Annotated in this window: 22 protein-coding genes; 14 read left to right on the top strand and 8 right to left on the bottom strand. The window is 66.1% G+C overall.

Annotation, left to right across the window (positions count from 1 at the left end):
* Positions 1-2: 2 nt before the first annotated feature.
* Positions 3-248, bottom strand: coding sequence for a hypothetical protein (locus tag EFL95_RS15015; RefSeq protein WP_123234708.1), 246 nt, complete (start codon positions 246-248; stop codon positions 3-5).
* A gap of 142 nt (positions 249-390) precedes the next feature.
* Between EFL95_RS15015 and EFL95_RS15010 the strand changes: the two genes are divergently transcribed.
* The 4 genes from EFL95_RS15010 to EFL95_RS15000 are packed head-to-tail and all read left to right on the top strand — an operon-like array spanning position 391 to position 2,283.
* Positions 391-1,068: an HAD family hydrolase gene (locus EFL95_RS15010; RefSeq protein ID WP_123234707.1), complete on the top strand. Its 678-nt coding sequence runs from the start codon at positions 391-393 to the stop codon at positions 1,066-1,068.
* 58 nt (positions 1,069-1,126) lie between these two features.
* Positions 1,127-1,594 carry an SRPBCC family protein gene (locus EFL95_RS15005; protein WP_123234706.1) on the top strand — a complete coding sequence of 156 codons (468 nt, stop codon included), beginning with the start codon at positions 1,127-1,129 and terminating at the stop codon, positions 1,592-1,594.
* The gene (locus EFL95_RS20075; RefSeq protein ID WP_281272220.1) at positions 1,591-1,722 is read left to right on the top strand and encodes a hypothetical protein; all 132 of its coding nucleotides are present in this window, start codon (positions 1,591-1,593) and stop codon (positions 1,720-1,722) included. Before EFL95_RS15005 ends, EFL95_RS20075 begins: the two co-directional genes overlap by 4 nt.
* Positions 1,723-1,731: 9 nt before the next feature.
* Positions 1,732-2,283: a hemerythrin domain-containing protein gene (locus EFL95_RS15000; RefSeq protein WP_123234705.1), complete on the top strand. Its 552-nt coding sequence runs from the start codon at positions 1,732-1,734 to the stop codon at positions 2,281-2,283.
* Here EFL95_RS15000 and EFL95_RS14995 read toward each other — a convergent pair.
* Positions 2,280-2,984, bottom strand: coding sequence for a GAF and ANTAR domain-containing protein (locus EFL95_RS14995; protein WP_123234704.1), 705 nt, complete (start codon positions 2,982-2,984; stop codon positions 2,280-2,282). The two genes, EFL95_RS15000 and EFL95_RS14995, sit on opposite strands and share 4 nt — an antisense overlap.
* A gap of 298 nt (positions 2,985-3,282) precedes the next feature.
* Between EFL95_RS14995 and EFL95_RS19270 the strand changes: the two genes are divergently transcribed.
* The 7 genes from EFL95_RS19270 to EFL95_RS14965 all read left to right on the top strand — a co-directional run bounded on the left by EFL95_RS19270 (position 3,283) and on the right by EFL95_RS14965 (position 7,721).
* A complete protein-coding gene (locus tag EFL95_RS19270) occupies positions 3,283-3,558 on the top strand; it encodes a hypothetical protein (RefSeq protein ID WP_148045066.1) in 276 nt (91 codons plus the stop codon).
* A gap of 108 nt (positions 3,559-3,666) precedes the next feature.
* Complete coding sequence (locus EFL95_RS14990) at positions 3,667-4,014, top strand: STAS domain-containing protein (RefSeq protein WP_123234703.1); 348 nt, start codon at positions 3,667-3,669, stop codon at positions 4,012-4,014.
* Between the two features lie 90 nt (positions 4,015-4,104).
* Positions 4,105-4,326, top strand: coding sequence for a DUF6458 family protein (locus EFL95_RS14985; protein WP_123234702.1), 222 nt, complete (start codon positions 4,105-4,107; stop codon positions 4,324-4,326).
* A gap of 236 nt (positions 4,327-4,562) precedes the next feature.
* Positions 4,563-4,808, top strand: a complete 246-nt coding sequence (locus tag EFL95_RS14980; RefSeq protein WP_123234701.1) for a hypothetical protein — start codon at positions 4,563-4,565, stop codon at positions 4,806-4,808.
* Complete coding sequence (locus EFL95_RS14975; protein ID WP_123234700.1) at positions 4,808-6,037, top strand: NRAMP family divalent metal transporter; 1,230 nt, start codon at positions 4,808-4,810, stop codon at positions 6,035-6,037. The genes EFL95_RS14980 and EFL95_RS14975 overlap by 1 nt, the downstream gene beginning before the upstream one ends.
* Positions 6,037-6,744, top strand: a complete 708-nt coding sequence (locus EFL95_RS14970; RefSeq protein WP_123234699.1) for a hypothetical protein — start codon at positions 6,037-6,039, stop codon at positions 6,742-6,744. Before EFL95_RS14975 ends, EFL95_RS14970 begins: the two co-directional genes overlap by 1 nt.
* Positions 6,741-7,721: a DNA topoisomerase IB gene (locus EFL95_RS14965; protein ID WP_183407177.1), complete on the top strand. Its 981-nt coding sequence runs from the start codon at positions 6,741-6,743 to the stop codon at positions 7,719-7,721. The genes EFL95_RS14970 and EFL95_RS14965 overlap by 4 nt, the downstream gene beginning before the upstream one ends.
* Positions 7,722-7,779: 58 nt before the next feature.
* Here the strand turns inward: EFL95_RS14965 and EFL95_RS14960 are convergent, their stop codons facing one another.
* The 3 genes from EFL95_RS14960 to EFL95_RS14950 all read right to left on the bottom strand — a co-directional run bounded on the left by EFL95_RS14960 (position 7,780) and on the right by EFL95_RS14950 (position 9,831).
* A complete protein-coding gene (locus EFL95_RS14960; protein WP_123234697.1) occupies positions 7,780-7,992 on the bottom strand; it encodes a CsbD family protein in 213 nt (70 codons plus the stop codon).
* Positions 7,979-9,433, bottom strand: a complete 1,455-nt coding sequence (locus EFL95_RS14955) for an FAD-dependent oxidoreductase (RefSeq protein ID WP_246004992.1) — start codon at positions 9,431-9,433, stop codon at positions 7,979-7,981. The genes EFL95_RS14960 and EFL95_RS14955 overlap by 14 nt, the downstream gene beginning before the upstream one ends.
* A 71-nt stretch (positions 9,434-9,504) precedes the next feature.
* A complete protein-coding gene (locus EFL95_RS14950; RefSeq protein ID WP_123234695.1) occupies positions 9,505-9,831 on the bottom strand; it encodes a plasmid stabilization protein in 327 nt (108 codons plus the stop codon).
* A 154-nt stretch (positions 9,832-9,985) separates the two neighbouring features.
* Here EFL95_RS14950 and EFL95_RS19585 point away from each other — a divergent pair, with 154 nt between their 5' ends.
* The 3 genes from EFL95_RS19585 (at position 9,986) to EFL95_RS19580 (ending at position 10,525) form a co-directional block, all read left to right on the top strand.
* A complete protein-coding gene (locus tag EFL95_RS19585) occupies positions 9,986-10,144 on the top strand; it encodes a GPGG-motif small membrane protein (RefSeq protein WP_183407175.1) in 159 nt (52 codons plus the stop codon).
* 14 nt (positions 10,145-10,158) lie between these two features.
* Positions 10,159-10,281: a hypothetical protein gene (locus tag EFL95_RS20070; protein ID WP_281272218.1), complete on the top strand. Its 123-nt coding sequence runs from the start codon at positions 10,159-10,161 to the stop codon at positions 10,279-10,281.
* 91 nt (positions 10,282-10,372) lie between these two features.
* Complete coding sequence (locus EFL95_RS19580; RefSeq protein WP_183407174.1) at positions 10,373-10,525, top strand: MerR family transcriptional regulator; 153 nt, start codon at positions 10,373-10,375, stop codon at positions 10,523-10,525.
* A gap of 254 nt (positions 10,526-10,779) precedes the next feature.
* Here the strand turns inward: EFL95_RS19580 and EFL95_RS14945 are convergent, their stop codons facing one another.
* From EFL95_RS14945 to EFL95_RS14935, 3 genes are read right to left on the bottom strand one after another with little or no spacing between them, the layout of a single operon-like run.
* The gene (locus EFL95_RS14945; RefSeq protein WP_123234694.1) at positions 10,780-11,415 is read right to left on the bottom strand and encodes a response regulator; all 636 of its coding nucleotides are present in this window, start codon (positions 11,413-11,415) and stop codon (positions 10,780-10,782) included.
* A complete protein-coding gene (locus tag EFL95_RS14940) occupies positions 11,412-12,584 on the bottom strand; it encodes a sensor histidine kinase (protein ID WP_123234693.1) in 1,173 nt (390 codons plus the stop codon). The genes EFL95_RS14945 and EFL95_RS14940 overlap by 4 nt, the downstream gene beginning before the upstream one ends.
* On the bottom strand, positions 12,581-12,970 hold the full coding sequence (locus EFL95_RS14935; RefSeq protein WP_148045064.1) for a hypothetical protein: 390 nt from the start codon (positions 12,968-12,970) through the stop codon (positions 12,581-12,583). The genes EFL95_RS14940 and EFL95_RS14935 overlap by 4 nt, the downstream gene beginning before the upstream one ends.
* Positions 12,971-13,072: the final 102 nt, after the last annotated feature.

Raw genomic sequence — 13,072 nt, 5'->3', positions numbered from 1 at the left:
CGCTAGTGGGCGAACAGCCAGACGACTACGAGGATGGCGAGCACGGACATGATGATGAGCGGCAGGATTCCTGCCAATCCGGCTCCGTCGCCCGTGTCCTCACCGTCGTCGTGATCCATGTCGGTTGCCGGCCCTTCTTGGGTGGCACCGCCCTCCGTTGACCAGTCGCTGCCGGTGCTGTCGTCGCGAGCCGGGTCGGAGGTTACGTCGCCTAACGGCTCATCGGGGTCGTGGTTCCGGTTCGTCATGACGGCTCCTTCCGTTGGGCCTGCTGCCTTCTCAGCGATACCCGATCTGGGGACCTTCTCAGCGATACCCGATCTGGGGACGATCACGCGCCCGTGCGCATGCGTCGGTCTGGAACCGGGCACGAGAACCACGGAGGTGCGCATGCTGGACACGGTTGTCTTCGATGTCGACGGGACTCTCGTCGATTCCTCGTACCACCACCTGCTCGCGTGGTCGCGTGCCTTCCGTGCTGTCGGAGTTGTGGTGCCGTCTTGGCGCCTGCACCGGTGCATGGGGATGGGGGGTGACCAGTTGGTCACGGAAGCCGCTGGCGAAACGGTGGAACGCATGGTCGGGGACGAGGTGCGCGATCGCTGGCGGTCTGCCTACGATGAATGCCTCGCGGAGGTGAAACCGTTCCACGACGCGGTTGCCGCGCTCGAGAGCTTTCGCCACTCGGGTGTGGAGGTGGTCCTGGCCACCTCTGGGAACCAGGCGCACATCGAGCGGACCCTGGAGATCCTGGAGCTCGCTCCGGATACGTTCCCGCTGGTCAGCAGCGCAGACGTCGACGCCACCAAGCCCGCTCCAGACTTGATCGAGCTCGCCATGGACGCAGTGAACGGCAACGTCGGCGTTCTGGTCGGCGACACCGTGTGGGACGTACGCGCTGGGGAGCGTGCTGGCACGCCCGTGATCGGCGTTCTGACTGGCGGAGTCAGCCGCGCAGCGCTCCTCGACGCCGGTGCGATCCGCGTCTTCGACGACGTCTCAGCACTCCGACGAACCATCCCCGAGGTGCTCGCCCAGTTCGCTTCCGTGACTGTGCGACGAGCCTGAACCGACGAATGAGCCCGGACCCGACGGGTACCACCCCACCAACGAAGGAGGATCACAGATGAGCACAATTGAGAAGGCAATCGACGTCGAGGTGCCGGTCCGGACGGCATATGACCAGTGGACCCAGTTCGAGTCGTTCCCGAAGTTCATGGAGGGCGTCGAACAGGTCCGTCAGCTCGACGACACCCACGTGCACTGGAAGGCCGAGATCGATGGCATCACCCGGGAGTGGGACGCCGAGATCATCGACCAGACCCCCGACGAGCGCGTCACCTGGCGCTCCACGGACGGCACCACGAACCAGGGGACCGTCTCGTTCACCCCCGAAGCACCGGGCACCCGCGTGACGCTGCGCCTCGAGTTCGAACCCGAGGGCATCATCGAGAAGGCTGGGGACGTCCTCGGCATCGTCGAGCGTCGCGCCGAGGGCGATCTGAAGCGATTCAAGTCCTTCATCGAGTCACGTGGCGTCGAGTCCGGCGGATGGCGTGGCGAAGTGGCTCCCGGTGAGGTGGGAAACCAGTGAGCGGTCCGCAGATCGACCCTCCCGTCGACCCCGGTCCTGAGCCGCAGATCGTGCCGGGCACCTCCCGGCCGATCCCGGTCGACCCGAACCTGGACCCGCAGACCCACCCCGCGCCGGCGGAGAGCTGAGGAGAACCCATGAGCGATGTCGTCGACCTGATCATGAGCGACCACCGCGAGGTGGAACGCCTATTCGACGTACTCAAGAACGACCCATCCACACGGGCACTGAACCTGCCAGTACTCACCGCCCTGCTGACCGCGCACAGCCGCGCCGAGGAAGCGGAGGTCTACCCCGCGGCCGCCGAGGCTGGAGGTGCCGAAGACGTTGAACACGGCCAGAAGGAGCATCTCGAAGCCGACCAGCTCCTCGCTCGGCTCGCCGAGACCGACCCTGACGCCCCCGAGTTCGAGAGCCGACTCCAGGATCTCGTCGATGCCATCAGCCACCACGTGGAGGAGGAAGAGACGACCGTGCTGCCCGCGATGCGCGAGCGCATGAGCCAAGACGAGCTGCGCGACCTCGCTGAGCGGTTCTCGCAGGTGCGCGCAAACCTTCTGGGCGAGCAGCCCGACGACATCACCCGGGAACAACTGGTCCAGCAAGCCCAGAATCTTGATCTGGACGCTGCGTCTGGCAGGAGCAAAGCAGAGCTGGCCGCCGAACTCAAGGATCAGGCCGAGCTCTAGGCGAGCAGCTCGGGAGACGCCGCAGGAAGGCTGCGGGTTTCAACGAGTTGGCGTGCAACCTCGCGCAGTTTGATGTTGTTGTCCTGGGAGTAGCGGACAAGGACGGCGAAGGATCGTTCGGCGTCGAGGTCATAGCGCTCCATCAAGATCCCCTGGGCCTGGCCGATGATCTTGCGGGCATCGGCTGCCAGCCAAAGGCCTTCCTGTTTGCGTGCGGCGGCGATGGCGACAGCGGCGTGACGAGCCAGGACGTGCGCGACGGCCTGGTCGTCGAGGTCGAACTTCTGGGGTAGGCGACTGTAAAGATTCAGCGTGCCGAGGAGTTCCTCGCTAGTCGCGAGGCGGACACCGAGCAGGCTGCGGATCCCGGCGCCGGCTACCCGAGCGGCCCATGCAGGCCATCGGGACTCGTTCTCAGTGTCGTCAACGACGATGACGGGGCCGCCCTCGAGGGTGTCGATGTCCGGGCCCTGTCCGATGTCGAGCTGGACCTGGTCGATCTCCTCGATGAGGGGGTGGGTCGCGGCGACGGTCTCGATCCTGGGCCCTTTGTGCACGAACGTGACGCCGGCGAAATCACAGTCGACCGCTTGAAGGGCGTAGTCCAGGACCCGGTCGAGGGTTTCGATTGTGCTGGGTTCGCTGTGCAGTTGCAGCGCCATCTCTGCGATGGAGTCGGCGTCGAAGAACTGGCCACCCATGATCTAAGCCCCCCACGAAACCACGTGAACCCCGCGGCCGCGCTGCTCGAGCCGCATCACATTTCGGACGATAAACCGCAAGCGCCGACTGTGCCAAGCACCCGGCTCGCTTCGCGGAGGCTGATTTGGATGGATCTATCGGGGCACATGTCAGTCAGGGCGATTGCTGAGGCGCCTCGGCGATTGGTTAGGGCTCGAGCGTCAAACCCAGAGCGCACGGGCCCGCCCCCTTATCGGGTTTGACCCCGCTCGCGTCGGGCAACTCAATTTCGAAGGACACCAACGCAGGAGCAGGACCATGTCCAAGAAACCCGCCGAAGAGGCACAGCAGAACTACGAAGATCTCAAACGGGCTGGCGAGAAGCGGAAGAACGACCAGAAGGCCACTCATCGTCCGCCGATCCAGAACTCTCGAGCAGCGGCCAAACGAGCGCGCAAGGATTCCAACTCCGAGCGCCTCAAGCGGTCGTGGATCGCGCGCGAACGTGCTCTCGCCACGGGCTCGCCCACCCTTATCGAGCTGGCTGTTGCCACAGCTCTGGGAGTGGGGCGCCGGCTCGTTTCACTACGTTGAGCGGACCCCGTTGCGCACCGACGCAGTTGTGACTACAAATGCATCTAAGGTCTCAAGAAGGCGGGACCGACGGTCTCGGGCTGTTGCCCGGCTCCGCCAGGAGTCAGCATGTCTCTTCCACACATCTCCCGATCAGAACACGGCGACACGATCGTCCTTCGCCCCGTCGGAGAGTTCGACCTCTCAAACCTCGACCTGCTCCGCTCCACCTTCCTTGAGGCAGCGACCCCCGAGACGAGCAGGATCGTGATCGACCTCTCGGGCACCACCTTCGTGGACTCGATGGCCATCGGGACGATGCTGGGCGTCGCCCGGCGCGCGAACGGGTGGGGCGGATGGGTACGTCTCGTCGGACCACGTCCCAACGTCCGCCGGGTGCTGCACCTCACGGGCCTGGACAAAGTGTTCGCGATGTACGACACCGTCGACCAAGCGGTGATGCACGTCCAGACCTGAGCCCGCGCGAGTTTCGATAACGCGGTTCTGGGCACTGCAGGAGGGCATCCATTCCGCGATTACGCATCGCGGACGAGGAAAGGAACGAACATGTACATCGGACTTGGAATCGTTCTTCTCGCGGCTGGTTTGATCCTGGCCTTCGACGTTGTCACCGTGGACTTGAACTTCATCAATGACGGAGCGCTCGGAGCGATCCTGATCGTCTGCGGAATCCTCGCCATCGTCCTTTCCCTGGTGGTGAGCGACCGCTACCGACGTCGCACGGTTGTCGACGAGCCGCCGGTCGTGGAAGAGCGTCGCATCCGTTGAGCCGCCTGCGGTTGACGACCATCGGGTTGAAGCCGCTACGTCGAGCAGCGGGGGCGCTTCTGGTGCTCCCGCTGCTCTGTTCTGGCTGTGCTGTCCAAGCCGGAGCTCCGGCATCGGAGTCGTCGTGGAAGTCCGACACCGACAAAGCCCTCGGATCAGCACTGAGCGGCCTCGGCACAGCCCGACTGATACTGGACAACCAGTCCCACGGGCGCCTTCCCGCCCGGTACGCCGCGGTGTCTCTGCGTGACGCCCTCCGCGTCCTCCAGACCGAGACCTCGGGCTACCTGGCCGCTCAACCGCCGGCATCCAAGGAGACCGAGAACACTGCCGCGGTCCGGGCGATCGAGGAATCCCTGACCGCGCTGAACCAGGCTGCCGTGGCCGACCCCACCTCGAACGCACAGCGCCGCACGGCGTACCGGGCCGTTGACGCGGAGTACCAGCGCGTCGAGAAGCTGCAGAAGAAGCTGGTCGGCTGATGAAGAAGGTCTTCGCCCTCGCCCTGGGCATCCTCACCGCGATCGGCGGTTTCGTCGACATCGGTGACCTGGTCGTCAACGCCCAGGTCGGTGCCCGGTTCGGCCTCTCCCTTGGTCTCGTGGTGGTGGTCGGTGTTCTGGGGATCTGCGTGTTCGCCGAGATGTCCGGCCGCGTCGCTGCGTGCAGCAAGCGCGGCACCTTCGACCTCGTCCGGGAGCGACTCGGTCCCCGGATGGGTCTGCTCAACCTCCTGGCCTCTTTGATCGTCACTGTGCTGACCTTCATCGCCGAGGTCGGCGGTGTCGCGCTGTCGCTGACCTTGGTCAGCTCGGTGAACGAGGTCCTGGTCGTGCCGCTGGTCGGGCTGCTGGTGTGGCTGGTGCTGTGGCGAGCCAAGTTCTCACTGATGGAGAACGTCCTCGGCCTCCTCGGACTGTGTCTCGTCGTCTTCGCCGTGGCGCTCTGGAAGCTGTCACCCGCCTGGGGGGACCTGACCCACCAGATGGTCGCGGTCGCCAAACCCGGTGACGAGACCTGGCTGACATATTGCTACTACGTGGTTGCGCTGTTCGGCGCTGCGATGACGCCGTACGAGGTCTTCTTCTTCTCCTCCGGAGGCGTGGAGGAGAAGTGGGGGATCAAGGACCTGACGACCATGCGCGCCAACGTGTTCGTCGGGTTTCCGCTTGGCGGGCTACTCTCGCTCGCGATCGCCGGCTGTGCGTCCGTCGTCTTCGGACCGGCGAACATCGACGTCGCCTCGTTGAGCCAGGTCGGGATGCCGATCGGGGTGGCGTTCGGCAAGGTCGGCATCGCGATCGTGCTGGTCGGGTTCGTCGCCGCGACGTTCGGTGCGGCGTGCGAGACCGGACTCTCCGCCGGCTACAGCCTCGGCCAGTACTTCGGCTTCCAGTGGGGCAAGTACGTCGGCCCGGGCAAGGCGACCAGGTTCCACCTCGTGATCGTGGTCTGCACCCTGCTCGCCGTCGCCGTCCTGATGACCGGCGTCGACCCGATCATGGTCACCGAGATATCGGTCGTCGGTTCGGCCGTGGCGCTGCCGTTGACGTACTTCCCGATCTTGGTGGTGGCCAATGACCGTGACTACATGGGCGAGCACACCAACGGGATGCTCGCGAACACCCTCGGCAGCGTCTACCTGGTCCTAGTCGTGGTCGCCTCGATCGTGGCTATCCCATTGCTGATCGTCACGGGAATGGGGTCGTGATGGACAACCGACTGGACGGAGGGCGCTTCGACGCCGCGCTCCATCTGCTGGATCGCCAGGTCGGCGACTGCGACGGTCTGCTGGTCTGCAAGGTCGACGACCTGGAGCTCTCCTACTACGACGACGGCTCGCCGGCGGCGGTGACCCGGGTGCTCGCCGGCCATGCTGCCCTGGTGCCGCGGATGTCGAGCCGCACTGGTCACTGGCTCCGCAAGCGCTGGGTCAGCCTCGGGATCCAGTACGCCGACCGGGACGTACCGCTCTCCTTCCCCTTGGAAGCCATCGAGCACCTCGGCTCCGGCATCGAGTTGAACGTCGAGCGCGCAGGACTGCTCGACCGGCAGCCAGCGGCAACATCGGGAGTGACGCTGCACCGAATGGGGGAACTGCTCGGGATGCAGATCGAAACCGAGCACCCGGAGCTGCGCGGCAAGGTCCTCGACGTACGCCTGGAAGCGACCAGGAAGGACCGCTGGCCGATGCGACAGCTCGTGATCGGACCCGGCCGCCCGGGATCACTGCTCGGCTACGACCGTGGTGACTTCAACGGGCCGTGGATGGTGCAATCCCTGGTGGAGCGGCTGCACCGGCACATCCGGTTGATCGACTGCGACGCCGTTGAGGACATCGATTGGGACGCCGGCGTGGTGCGGATCGCCTCGGATGCTGTCGCCGAGGACGCGTCCCTGGCCAAGGCTCCGGGGTGAGGCTGCGGACCGTCTCGTGCCAGCAGCCCGGTTGGCGCAGGATCCGGCACGGCCGCGGCTTCCGCTACCTCGACGAGCACGGCGAGCCCCTGGCGGCGGACGACGTCGAACGGGTCCGCGACCTGGTGATCCCGCCGGCCTGGACCGACGTCTGGATCTGCCCCTACCCACGCGGTCACCTTCAGGCCGTCGGTACCGATGATGCCGGCCGGCGGCAGTACCTGTACCACCCGCAGTGGCGCGAGCAGCGCGACCTCGAGAAGTTCGAACGAGTCACTGCACTGGCGAGCACGTTCCCCGGCATGCGGCGCAAGCTGCGCCACCAGCTGCTGGCGCCCGCGGGCGACGACGACGTCGAGCGGCGCCGCGTTCTCGCAGCCGGCGTACGGCTGATCGACCTCGGGTGTTTTCGACCAGGGTCCGAGGAGTCGGCCGACGAGTTCGGGAGTCACGGACTGACCACACTCGAGCGGCACCACGTACGACGCGAGCACAGCGTCCTGATGTTCCGGTTCTCCGGCAAGGCCGGAATCGAGCACGAGGTCCTTGTTGAAGACCCGAACCTGGTCTCGGCCCTGGAATCTGCCTTGAAGCGGCCGGGGGGCGCGCGTTTGCTCGCCTCGAAGGTCGGTGCCCGCTGGAAGCCGATCACGGCCGAAGAGCTCAACGAGCACATCCGCGCGGTGACAGGGCTCGACATGACGGCGAAAGACTTCCGAACCTGGCACGCAACCGTGACCGCTGCCGTCGTGCTCGCAGAGAGCCCGATCCCGACCTCAGCCAGCGGACGGAAGAAGCGCATCCGCGAAGCCGTCGTCGCGGCATCCGAACTGCTCGGGAACACGCCCACCGTAGCCAGATCAGCCTACGTAGATCCGCGGATCATCGACCTGTTCGAGTCCGGAACCGTTCTGGACCCGATCCCCGGAGGATCCGACGCACTCGACCGCGCCGTCGTCCGACTGCTCAACGACTAACCGCCCGCCCCGCATACGCGCGGCGGGCGGCAGTCACATCACCGGTCAGATCAGGACGTCACAGGACGTCGTCGATCTTGTCCTTGACCTTGTCCTTCGCGTCCTCGACCTTGTCGCTGACGTCCTCGACCTTGTCCTTGACGCTGGCCTTCGCCTGATCGGCCTTGCCCTCCGACTTCAGTGACTCGTCATCGGTCATTGCGCCGGCGGCTTCCTTGCCGCGACCGGCAAGGTCCTGAGCACGGTTCTCCAGTCGGTCATCGAGACCCATGGTCATCTCCTTCGATCGGTTGTTCATGTGAGGTACCCGATCCGGACTGGCGCATGCGTGTGAGCGGACGTACGGCCGGGCCTTCGAGCACGGCGCCGTCCGCGGCAAATCGGGATCCGTGCAGCGGACAGTCCCAGGACCGTTCGGCGTCGTTCCAGCGCAGCGTGCCACCCAGGTGCGTGCAGATCGCGCGGACTGAGCAGCCTTCCGCCACGACACCTACCGGCCGCGGGTCGACCCCACTACGGCCCACGTCTCCGGTGCGCTGTGGGAAGTCTTCCGAAACTGTCTGTGTCTGCGCTGAGATCAGCCGAGCGACGGCGGTCGCTCCGACGTTCAGGTTGCGCCGCACCAGGTTGACTGCACTCCTGGGCCTGGTGATCCGACGTTCAAGCGGACGGGCCCAGGAGGGCGCGCTTCCGAGGATCGAGCCGCTGATCCGAAGAGCAGCGCAAACTCCGTTGGACAGGCCCCACTTGTTGTAGCCGGTGGCCACCCAGATGCTGCCCATGCGTCGGGGGAGCCGGCCGACGTACGGGATGTCATCGTGAGAGGCGTAGTCCTGCGCTGACCAGGAGTGGGTCTCGACTGCGCCGGGGTATGCCTCCGCGGCCCAGGCCCGCAAACGCTCCACCTGATCAAGTTCTGGGATACCGCGGCCGACGACGTGCCCGCCCCCGCCGACAAGAAGTACGGATGGATCTCCGGGGACGTCACGCAGAGAGCGCACATCGGACCCCGCCGAGATCATCATCCCGGCAGGGATGTCGGCTCCGGTGAATGCCAGGAGGTAGGACCGGTGTGCTTCGAGCTTGGCGAAGTACAACCCGCGATCCAGGATCGGGGAACCCGTGGCCATGACAACCTGCTGGCAACCGAAGTCTTGGTCGTCTTCGGTGCGGACGACCGGGTGCTTGGCCCAGGAGACGTCGACGACGCGCTGTCCCTCGCCGATCCTGCCCCCATGACGCTCTACCTCGTTGGCAAGCACGAGGACCAGCTCAACCGGGTCAAGCTGGAACTGATCGGCGACCGTGACCGCTGCATGTACCTCGAACGGCGTGGCCAGCGATGTCTGCCAACTAGCTGAGAGGCCGAGCAGTTCCGCCGCACGTAATTCGGCAGCGACAGCCGGGATCTGATCGGTGCTGGCGGCGTACGTGATGGCCGAACGGGGCTGGTAGGCCACTGAGTGGTCCTCGCAGAAACGCCGGAGCCAGGCGGCGCCCTCCTGATTCCCTTCAACGTACGCGCGCGCCACGGACTGAGGATGGGCGCCCAACAGTCGTGAAAGCTTGGTGCCCTGAAGCACAGAAACTTTCCCGGTGTTGCGGCCTGACGCGAGGGACCCGACGTGGTTCGCCTCGAGGACGACGACGTCCTTTCCCGCTCGAGCTAGGAGGAGGGCCGCGCACAAGCCAGTAACGCCGGCGCCGATCACCACCACGTCGGCCTGGCTGGAGGGAACCCGCGCGCGTGACGGTCCTCGGCTGTCCCAGAGGGACAAGCTGGTCAGCGGCCGACCGCCCTCTCCAGCTCGGCCTTGTTCATCGACGAACGGCCCTTGATGTTCTTCTTACGCGCTTCGGCGTACAACTGGTCGCGGGTGCGGCCTCCGGGTCCCTTGTGGGAGCGCAGTCCGCCCCGCCGACCCGAGGAGATGTCGTCGGTGGATGTCCGGCTCTTCTCGCGCGCTTCGCCACTCCTGGCTCGTTCCTTGTTCACCGTGCGGGCGGCGATCTCCTCTGCTTCGTCCTCGCTGCGACCGCGGTCTTCCAGTCCGTCCTTGATGTGTTCGTACTGACGCTCGCGCTTGGCGCTCCACTGACCTCTCGGCATGGCTACCTCCTCGATCAACGATCTGGTACCCGGCCCGATCGTGTGCAAACGCGCGCTGGACCCGGAGGACGATGCAGTGTTTCTCGAAGCCTGTTCCGGGTACTGCCCACCTAGTGCCACAACCGTGTGGTCAAGCACAGATAGGAGCAGTCCCATGGGCACCATCCTTTGGCTCATCTCCGTCGTACTGGTCGTCGTCGGCATCGTCGAGCTCATCCAGGGAGCGATCCTCTTCGGACTCGTCCTGATCATCGTCGGCCTCCTCGTCGGTCCAGGTGGCGTCTCGATCTTCAACGGCCGAGCACGGGTCTGAGCGCGGAGCTTGCGATGACCACCGAACCGTTGGACCCGAGCAATCCGCAGACCCAGCCGCCGGGCGATCCGATCTCACCGGGGAACCCGGGCGACCCGCTGGACCCAGCCACAGATCCAGACATCGACGACGACTAAAGAGGCAGTCCCCTCAGCCCTCCGGTTAGGGGCTCTTTGGCTGTCCCCGATGGTGGAAGAAGAGCGGGACCAAACCCCACAGCGATCCGAAATGCCCAAGGCCAGCACGAAGGCGACGATCCCGGTTCGTTCCTCGGACTACGTCGAAGCGCTCGATGACGGCCTCAACCTCGCGGGGATCGAGCGGGTCCTCGAGCTCGAGGCAGAGATCGCCGGACTCCACGCCTCACTTTTCAGGATGTAGCCGAGCCCAAGCAAACAGGTCACTCACGTGGGTCGCATGCACCGATGCGGACCGGTAACCCGCGCGACGAGTACACCCCCGCGGGCATTCGTCGCGCAGGCGGTAGCCGCGGAGGTGGCCGGAATCGGGTCTTGGTAGATCAGTGACGTCTCCGCCCGCGGAGTTGCCCGCTCATCGGCTGATTCGGGCATGTCCGGGACGCGACGGCTGTTCACCGATGTCGTCGGATCGACCCGCTGTTCCAAAGCACGGGCCTACTCGACGTGCAGTCCCGCTTCGCGGGCGATCACGATGGCTCGGGACCGGTCGGCGACGTCGAGCTTGGCGAAGATGCGGCTCACGTAGTTCTGCACGCTCTTGGTCGTCAGGTGCAGGCTTCGTGCGATGTCGGCGTTGGCTTCTCCGCGGGCCATGAGCTGGAGGATGGTTCGCTCACGCTCGGTCAGCTCCGGGAAGGCCGAGCTCGGCGTCGGTGCTTGCAGGAGCCCGGCCAGCTGTACGGCGAGTTCGCGGCCGATGTAGGCGTCCCCCAGGCCCACAGTCGAGACGGCCTGGATGAAGTTCTCGCCGTCGGTGTCCTTGAGCACGTAGCCGCGGGCGCCGAGCACAAGAGCCTGCCGCAGCGCAGTGCTGTCCTCCCGCATCGTCACGACCAGGATCGAGGAGCTGGGCGACTCGTTCAGGATCGCTGGGATGGCGTCGAGCCCACCGCCGCCGGGCATCTGGAGATCGAGCAGGACCAGGTCAGGTTGGAGGCTGCGCGCCTCATCGACCGCGGCTGGACCGCTGTCGGCCTCTCCCACCACCTCAACGTCGGGCATGGTCGCCAGCAGCGCCCGCACGCCTCGGCGGAAGAGGGCGTGATCATCGACGAGAAGGGTCCTGATCACGGCGCGTCTCGTATCTCGGCAACCACGGCGGTGCCTCCTCCGGGGTGAGAACCAATCGAGAGGGAGCCGCCCACCTCGTCGGCGCGCTCGCGCATGGCCGCGAGGCCGATGCCGGGTCGGGCGTCGGCGGGGATCCCGGTCCCATCGTCGGACACCGTGAGCCGGATGAGCTCGCCCTCGCGGACGATGGTGACCTCGACCCGATCGGCTCGGGAGTGCTTCACGACGTTGTGCACCGCCTCGGTCGCGATCCGCAGCAGTGCGACCTCGACGGCTGCAGGCAGCGCCTCGGTCTTCACGTCGATGATCAGACTCGGTCGGTCGAGGGCGGCGAACTGGTGCTCCAACGCCCCGGCGATGCCGAGCTCATCGAGCAGCGGGGGACGAAGTCCGTAGACCAGTCGGCGCAAGTCGCTCGAGGTGTGCTCGAGATCGGCAAGCAGCCCATCGACCGTCGGTCGCAGATCCTCCTGATCGTGGACCCGGCGCTGCAACGCCTTGAGCTGCAGCTGGATCGAGGCGAGCGACGGAGCCAGCCCGTCATGCAGGTCACGCCTGATCCGGAGGCGCTCCTCCTCGCGAGCCGTGACGACCTGGTTGCGGGACTCCACTGCGCGTACGGCCGCCCGCTCGGCGATGACTCGGAGAGCGAGCTGGTGCGCCAGCTCGCTCAGCACCGCGTGGTCGGCACGGGTGATGCCGCGACCCTGGCGCCGCTCGGCGGTTCGGATGACACCGAGCTTCTGGTCTGCGTACGCGATCGGGATTTCGACGCTGGTCGTTCCAGATCGCCGTGCGCCGCTCGACTCGATGCCGTCGAGGTCGACCTCGACCCAGTCCAGGTGCGTGGCACGCGCAATGGCCTCCGCCAGGGTGGGTGCGTCGCCCCTCGGGCCGGATATCGCCTGGATCGCGGCGTACGGCTCGTGGTGCTGAGAGGCGAGCTCGTGAACGCTCTCGTCGAACCAGCGCCAGGCCGGCACCGCGGCCGCGGCGACGAGCGCGAATGCCACGAGGTTCCGCCAATCTGCGGCAAGCGGTCGACCGCCGGCACCGAGGACTGCGCCGACGGTGACGTCGACGGTCACCAGCAACGACACCGTCAGGACGCCGGCAACGACCGAGGGCCATCGGGTGGCCCTCGGCGTCGCCTGTCCCGTGGCCGTCACGACTCAGCCGGTTCCTGGTCTCGGCGCAGGATCAGGAAGATGACGAGCACGGCCGCCGCAACGCTCAGGATGGCGAGTGATCGCAGGGTCAGGTCGTCCGCGGTCACACCGAACAACGAGCTGAGCCCGTCCAACCCGCGAACGGCGATCGTCAGGAACGCGCCCCAGCGCAGCCCCCGCCAGATGCCGAGGCTGCCGACCAGGCCGAGGACGCCGAGGATGACGCCGACGACCAGGACGGCGAACGGGGGCTGGTCGGTGCGGTCAGAGACGCCGTCGGACCCGAGGGGGAGCGGTGCGATCGAGACAGCGAGACCGACGAGACTGATCATCGCGTTGATAACCGCAGCAGCGGCCTTCGAGGTGGAGATTGGAGGAATAGACATGATGACTCCTGGACTCGGGAGGCCGGGCGGCCTCGGTGCTGTCGAGTCTGGTGGGGTCACTTTCCCACGCACGATGGTGCGAAGTCCTCGGATGCGTGGGAA

Origin of the sequence: Nocardioides marmorisolisilvae, from assembly GCF_003725775.1 — a bacterium.
Classification (GTDB): domain Bacteria; phylum Actinomycetota; class Actinomycetes; order Propionibacteriales; family Nocardioidaceae; genus Marmoricola; species Marmoricola marmorisolisilvae.
The sequence above is the reverse complement of the archived record's forward strand: the minus strand, read 5'-3'. Positions and strand labels throughout refer to the sequence as shown.

What these genes read in the sequence shown, in the direction of transcription:
- EFL95_RS20070 (WP_281272218.1), top strand. Translation starts at nt 10,159, where the DNA reads ATGACCACCGAACCGTTGGACCCGAGCAATCCGCAGACCCAGCCGCCG.
- EFL95_RS14985 (WP_123234702.1), top strand. Translation starts at nt 4,105, where the DNA reads ATGTACATCGGACTTGGAATCGTTCTTCTCGCGGCTGGTTTGATCCTG.
- EFL95_RS14975 (WP_123234700.1), top strand. Translation starts at nt 4,808, where the DNA reads ATGAAGAAGGTCTTCGCCCTCGCCCTGGGCATCCTCACCGCGATCGGC.
- EFL95_RS19270 (WP_148045066.1), top strand. Translation starts at nt 3,283, where the DNA reads ATGTCCAAGAAACCCGCCGAAGAGGCACAGCAGAACTACGAAGATCTC.
- EFL95_RS15015 (WP_123234708.1), bottom strand. Translation starts at nt 248, where the DNA reads ATGACGAACCGGAACCACGACCCCGATGAGCCGTTAGGCGACGTAACC.
- EFL95_RS14935 (WP_148045064.1), bottom strand. Translation starts at nt 12,970, where the DNA reads ATGTCTATTCCTCCAATCTCCACCTCGAAGGCCGCTGCTGCGGTTATC.
- EFL95_RS14950 (WP_123234695.1), bottom strand. Translation starts at nt 9,831, where the DNA reads ATGCCGAGAGGTCAGTGGAGCGCCAAGCGCGAGCGTCAGTACGAACAC.
- EFL95_RS19580 (WP_183407174.1), top strand. Translation starts at nt 10,373, where the DNA reads ATGCCCAAGGCCAGCACGAAGGCGACGATCCCGGTTCGTTCCTCGGAC.
- EFL95_RS19585 (WP_183407175.1), top strand. Translation starts at nt 9,986, where the DNA reads ATGGGCACCATCCTTTGGCTCATCTCCGTCGTACTGGTCGTCGTCGGC.
- EFL95_RS14970 (WP_123234699.1), top strand. Translation starts at nt 6,037, where the DNA reads ATGGACAACCGACTGGACGGAGGGCGCTTCGACGCCGCGCTCCATCTG.
- EFL95_RS14990 (WP_123234703.1), top strand. Translation starts at nt 3,667, where the DNA reads ATGTCTCTTCCACACATCTCCCGATCAGAACACGGCGACACGATCGTC.
- EFL95_RS15010 (WP_123234707.1), top strand. Translation starts at nt 391, where the DNA reads ATGCTGGACACGGTTGTCTTCGATGTCGACGGGACTCTCGTCGATTCC.
- EFL95_RS14960 (WP_123234697.1), bottom strand. Translation starts at nt 7,992, where the DNA reads ATGGGTCTCGATGACCGACTGGAGAACCGTGCTCAGGACCTTGCCGGT.
- EFL95_RS14995 (WP_123234704.1), bottom strand. Translation starts at nt 2,984, where the DNA reads ATGGGTGGCCAGTTCTTCGACGCCGACTCCATCGCAGAGATGGCGCTG.
- EFL95_RS15005 (WP_123234706.1), top strand. Translation starts at nt 1,127, where the DNA reads ATGAGCACAATTGAGAAGGCAATCGACGTCGAGGTGCCGGTCCGGACG.
- EFL95_RS15000 (WP_123234705.1), top strand. Translation starts at nt 1,732, where the DNA reads ATGAGCGATGTCGTCGACCTGATCATGAGCGACCACCGCGAGGTGGAA.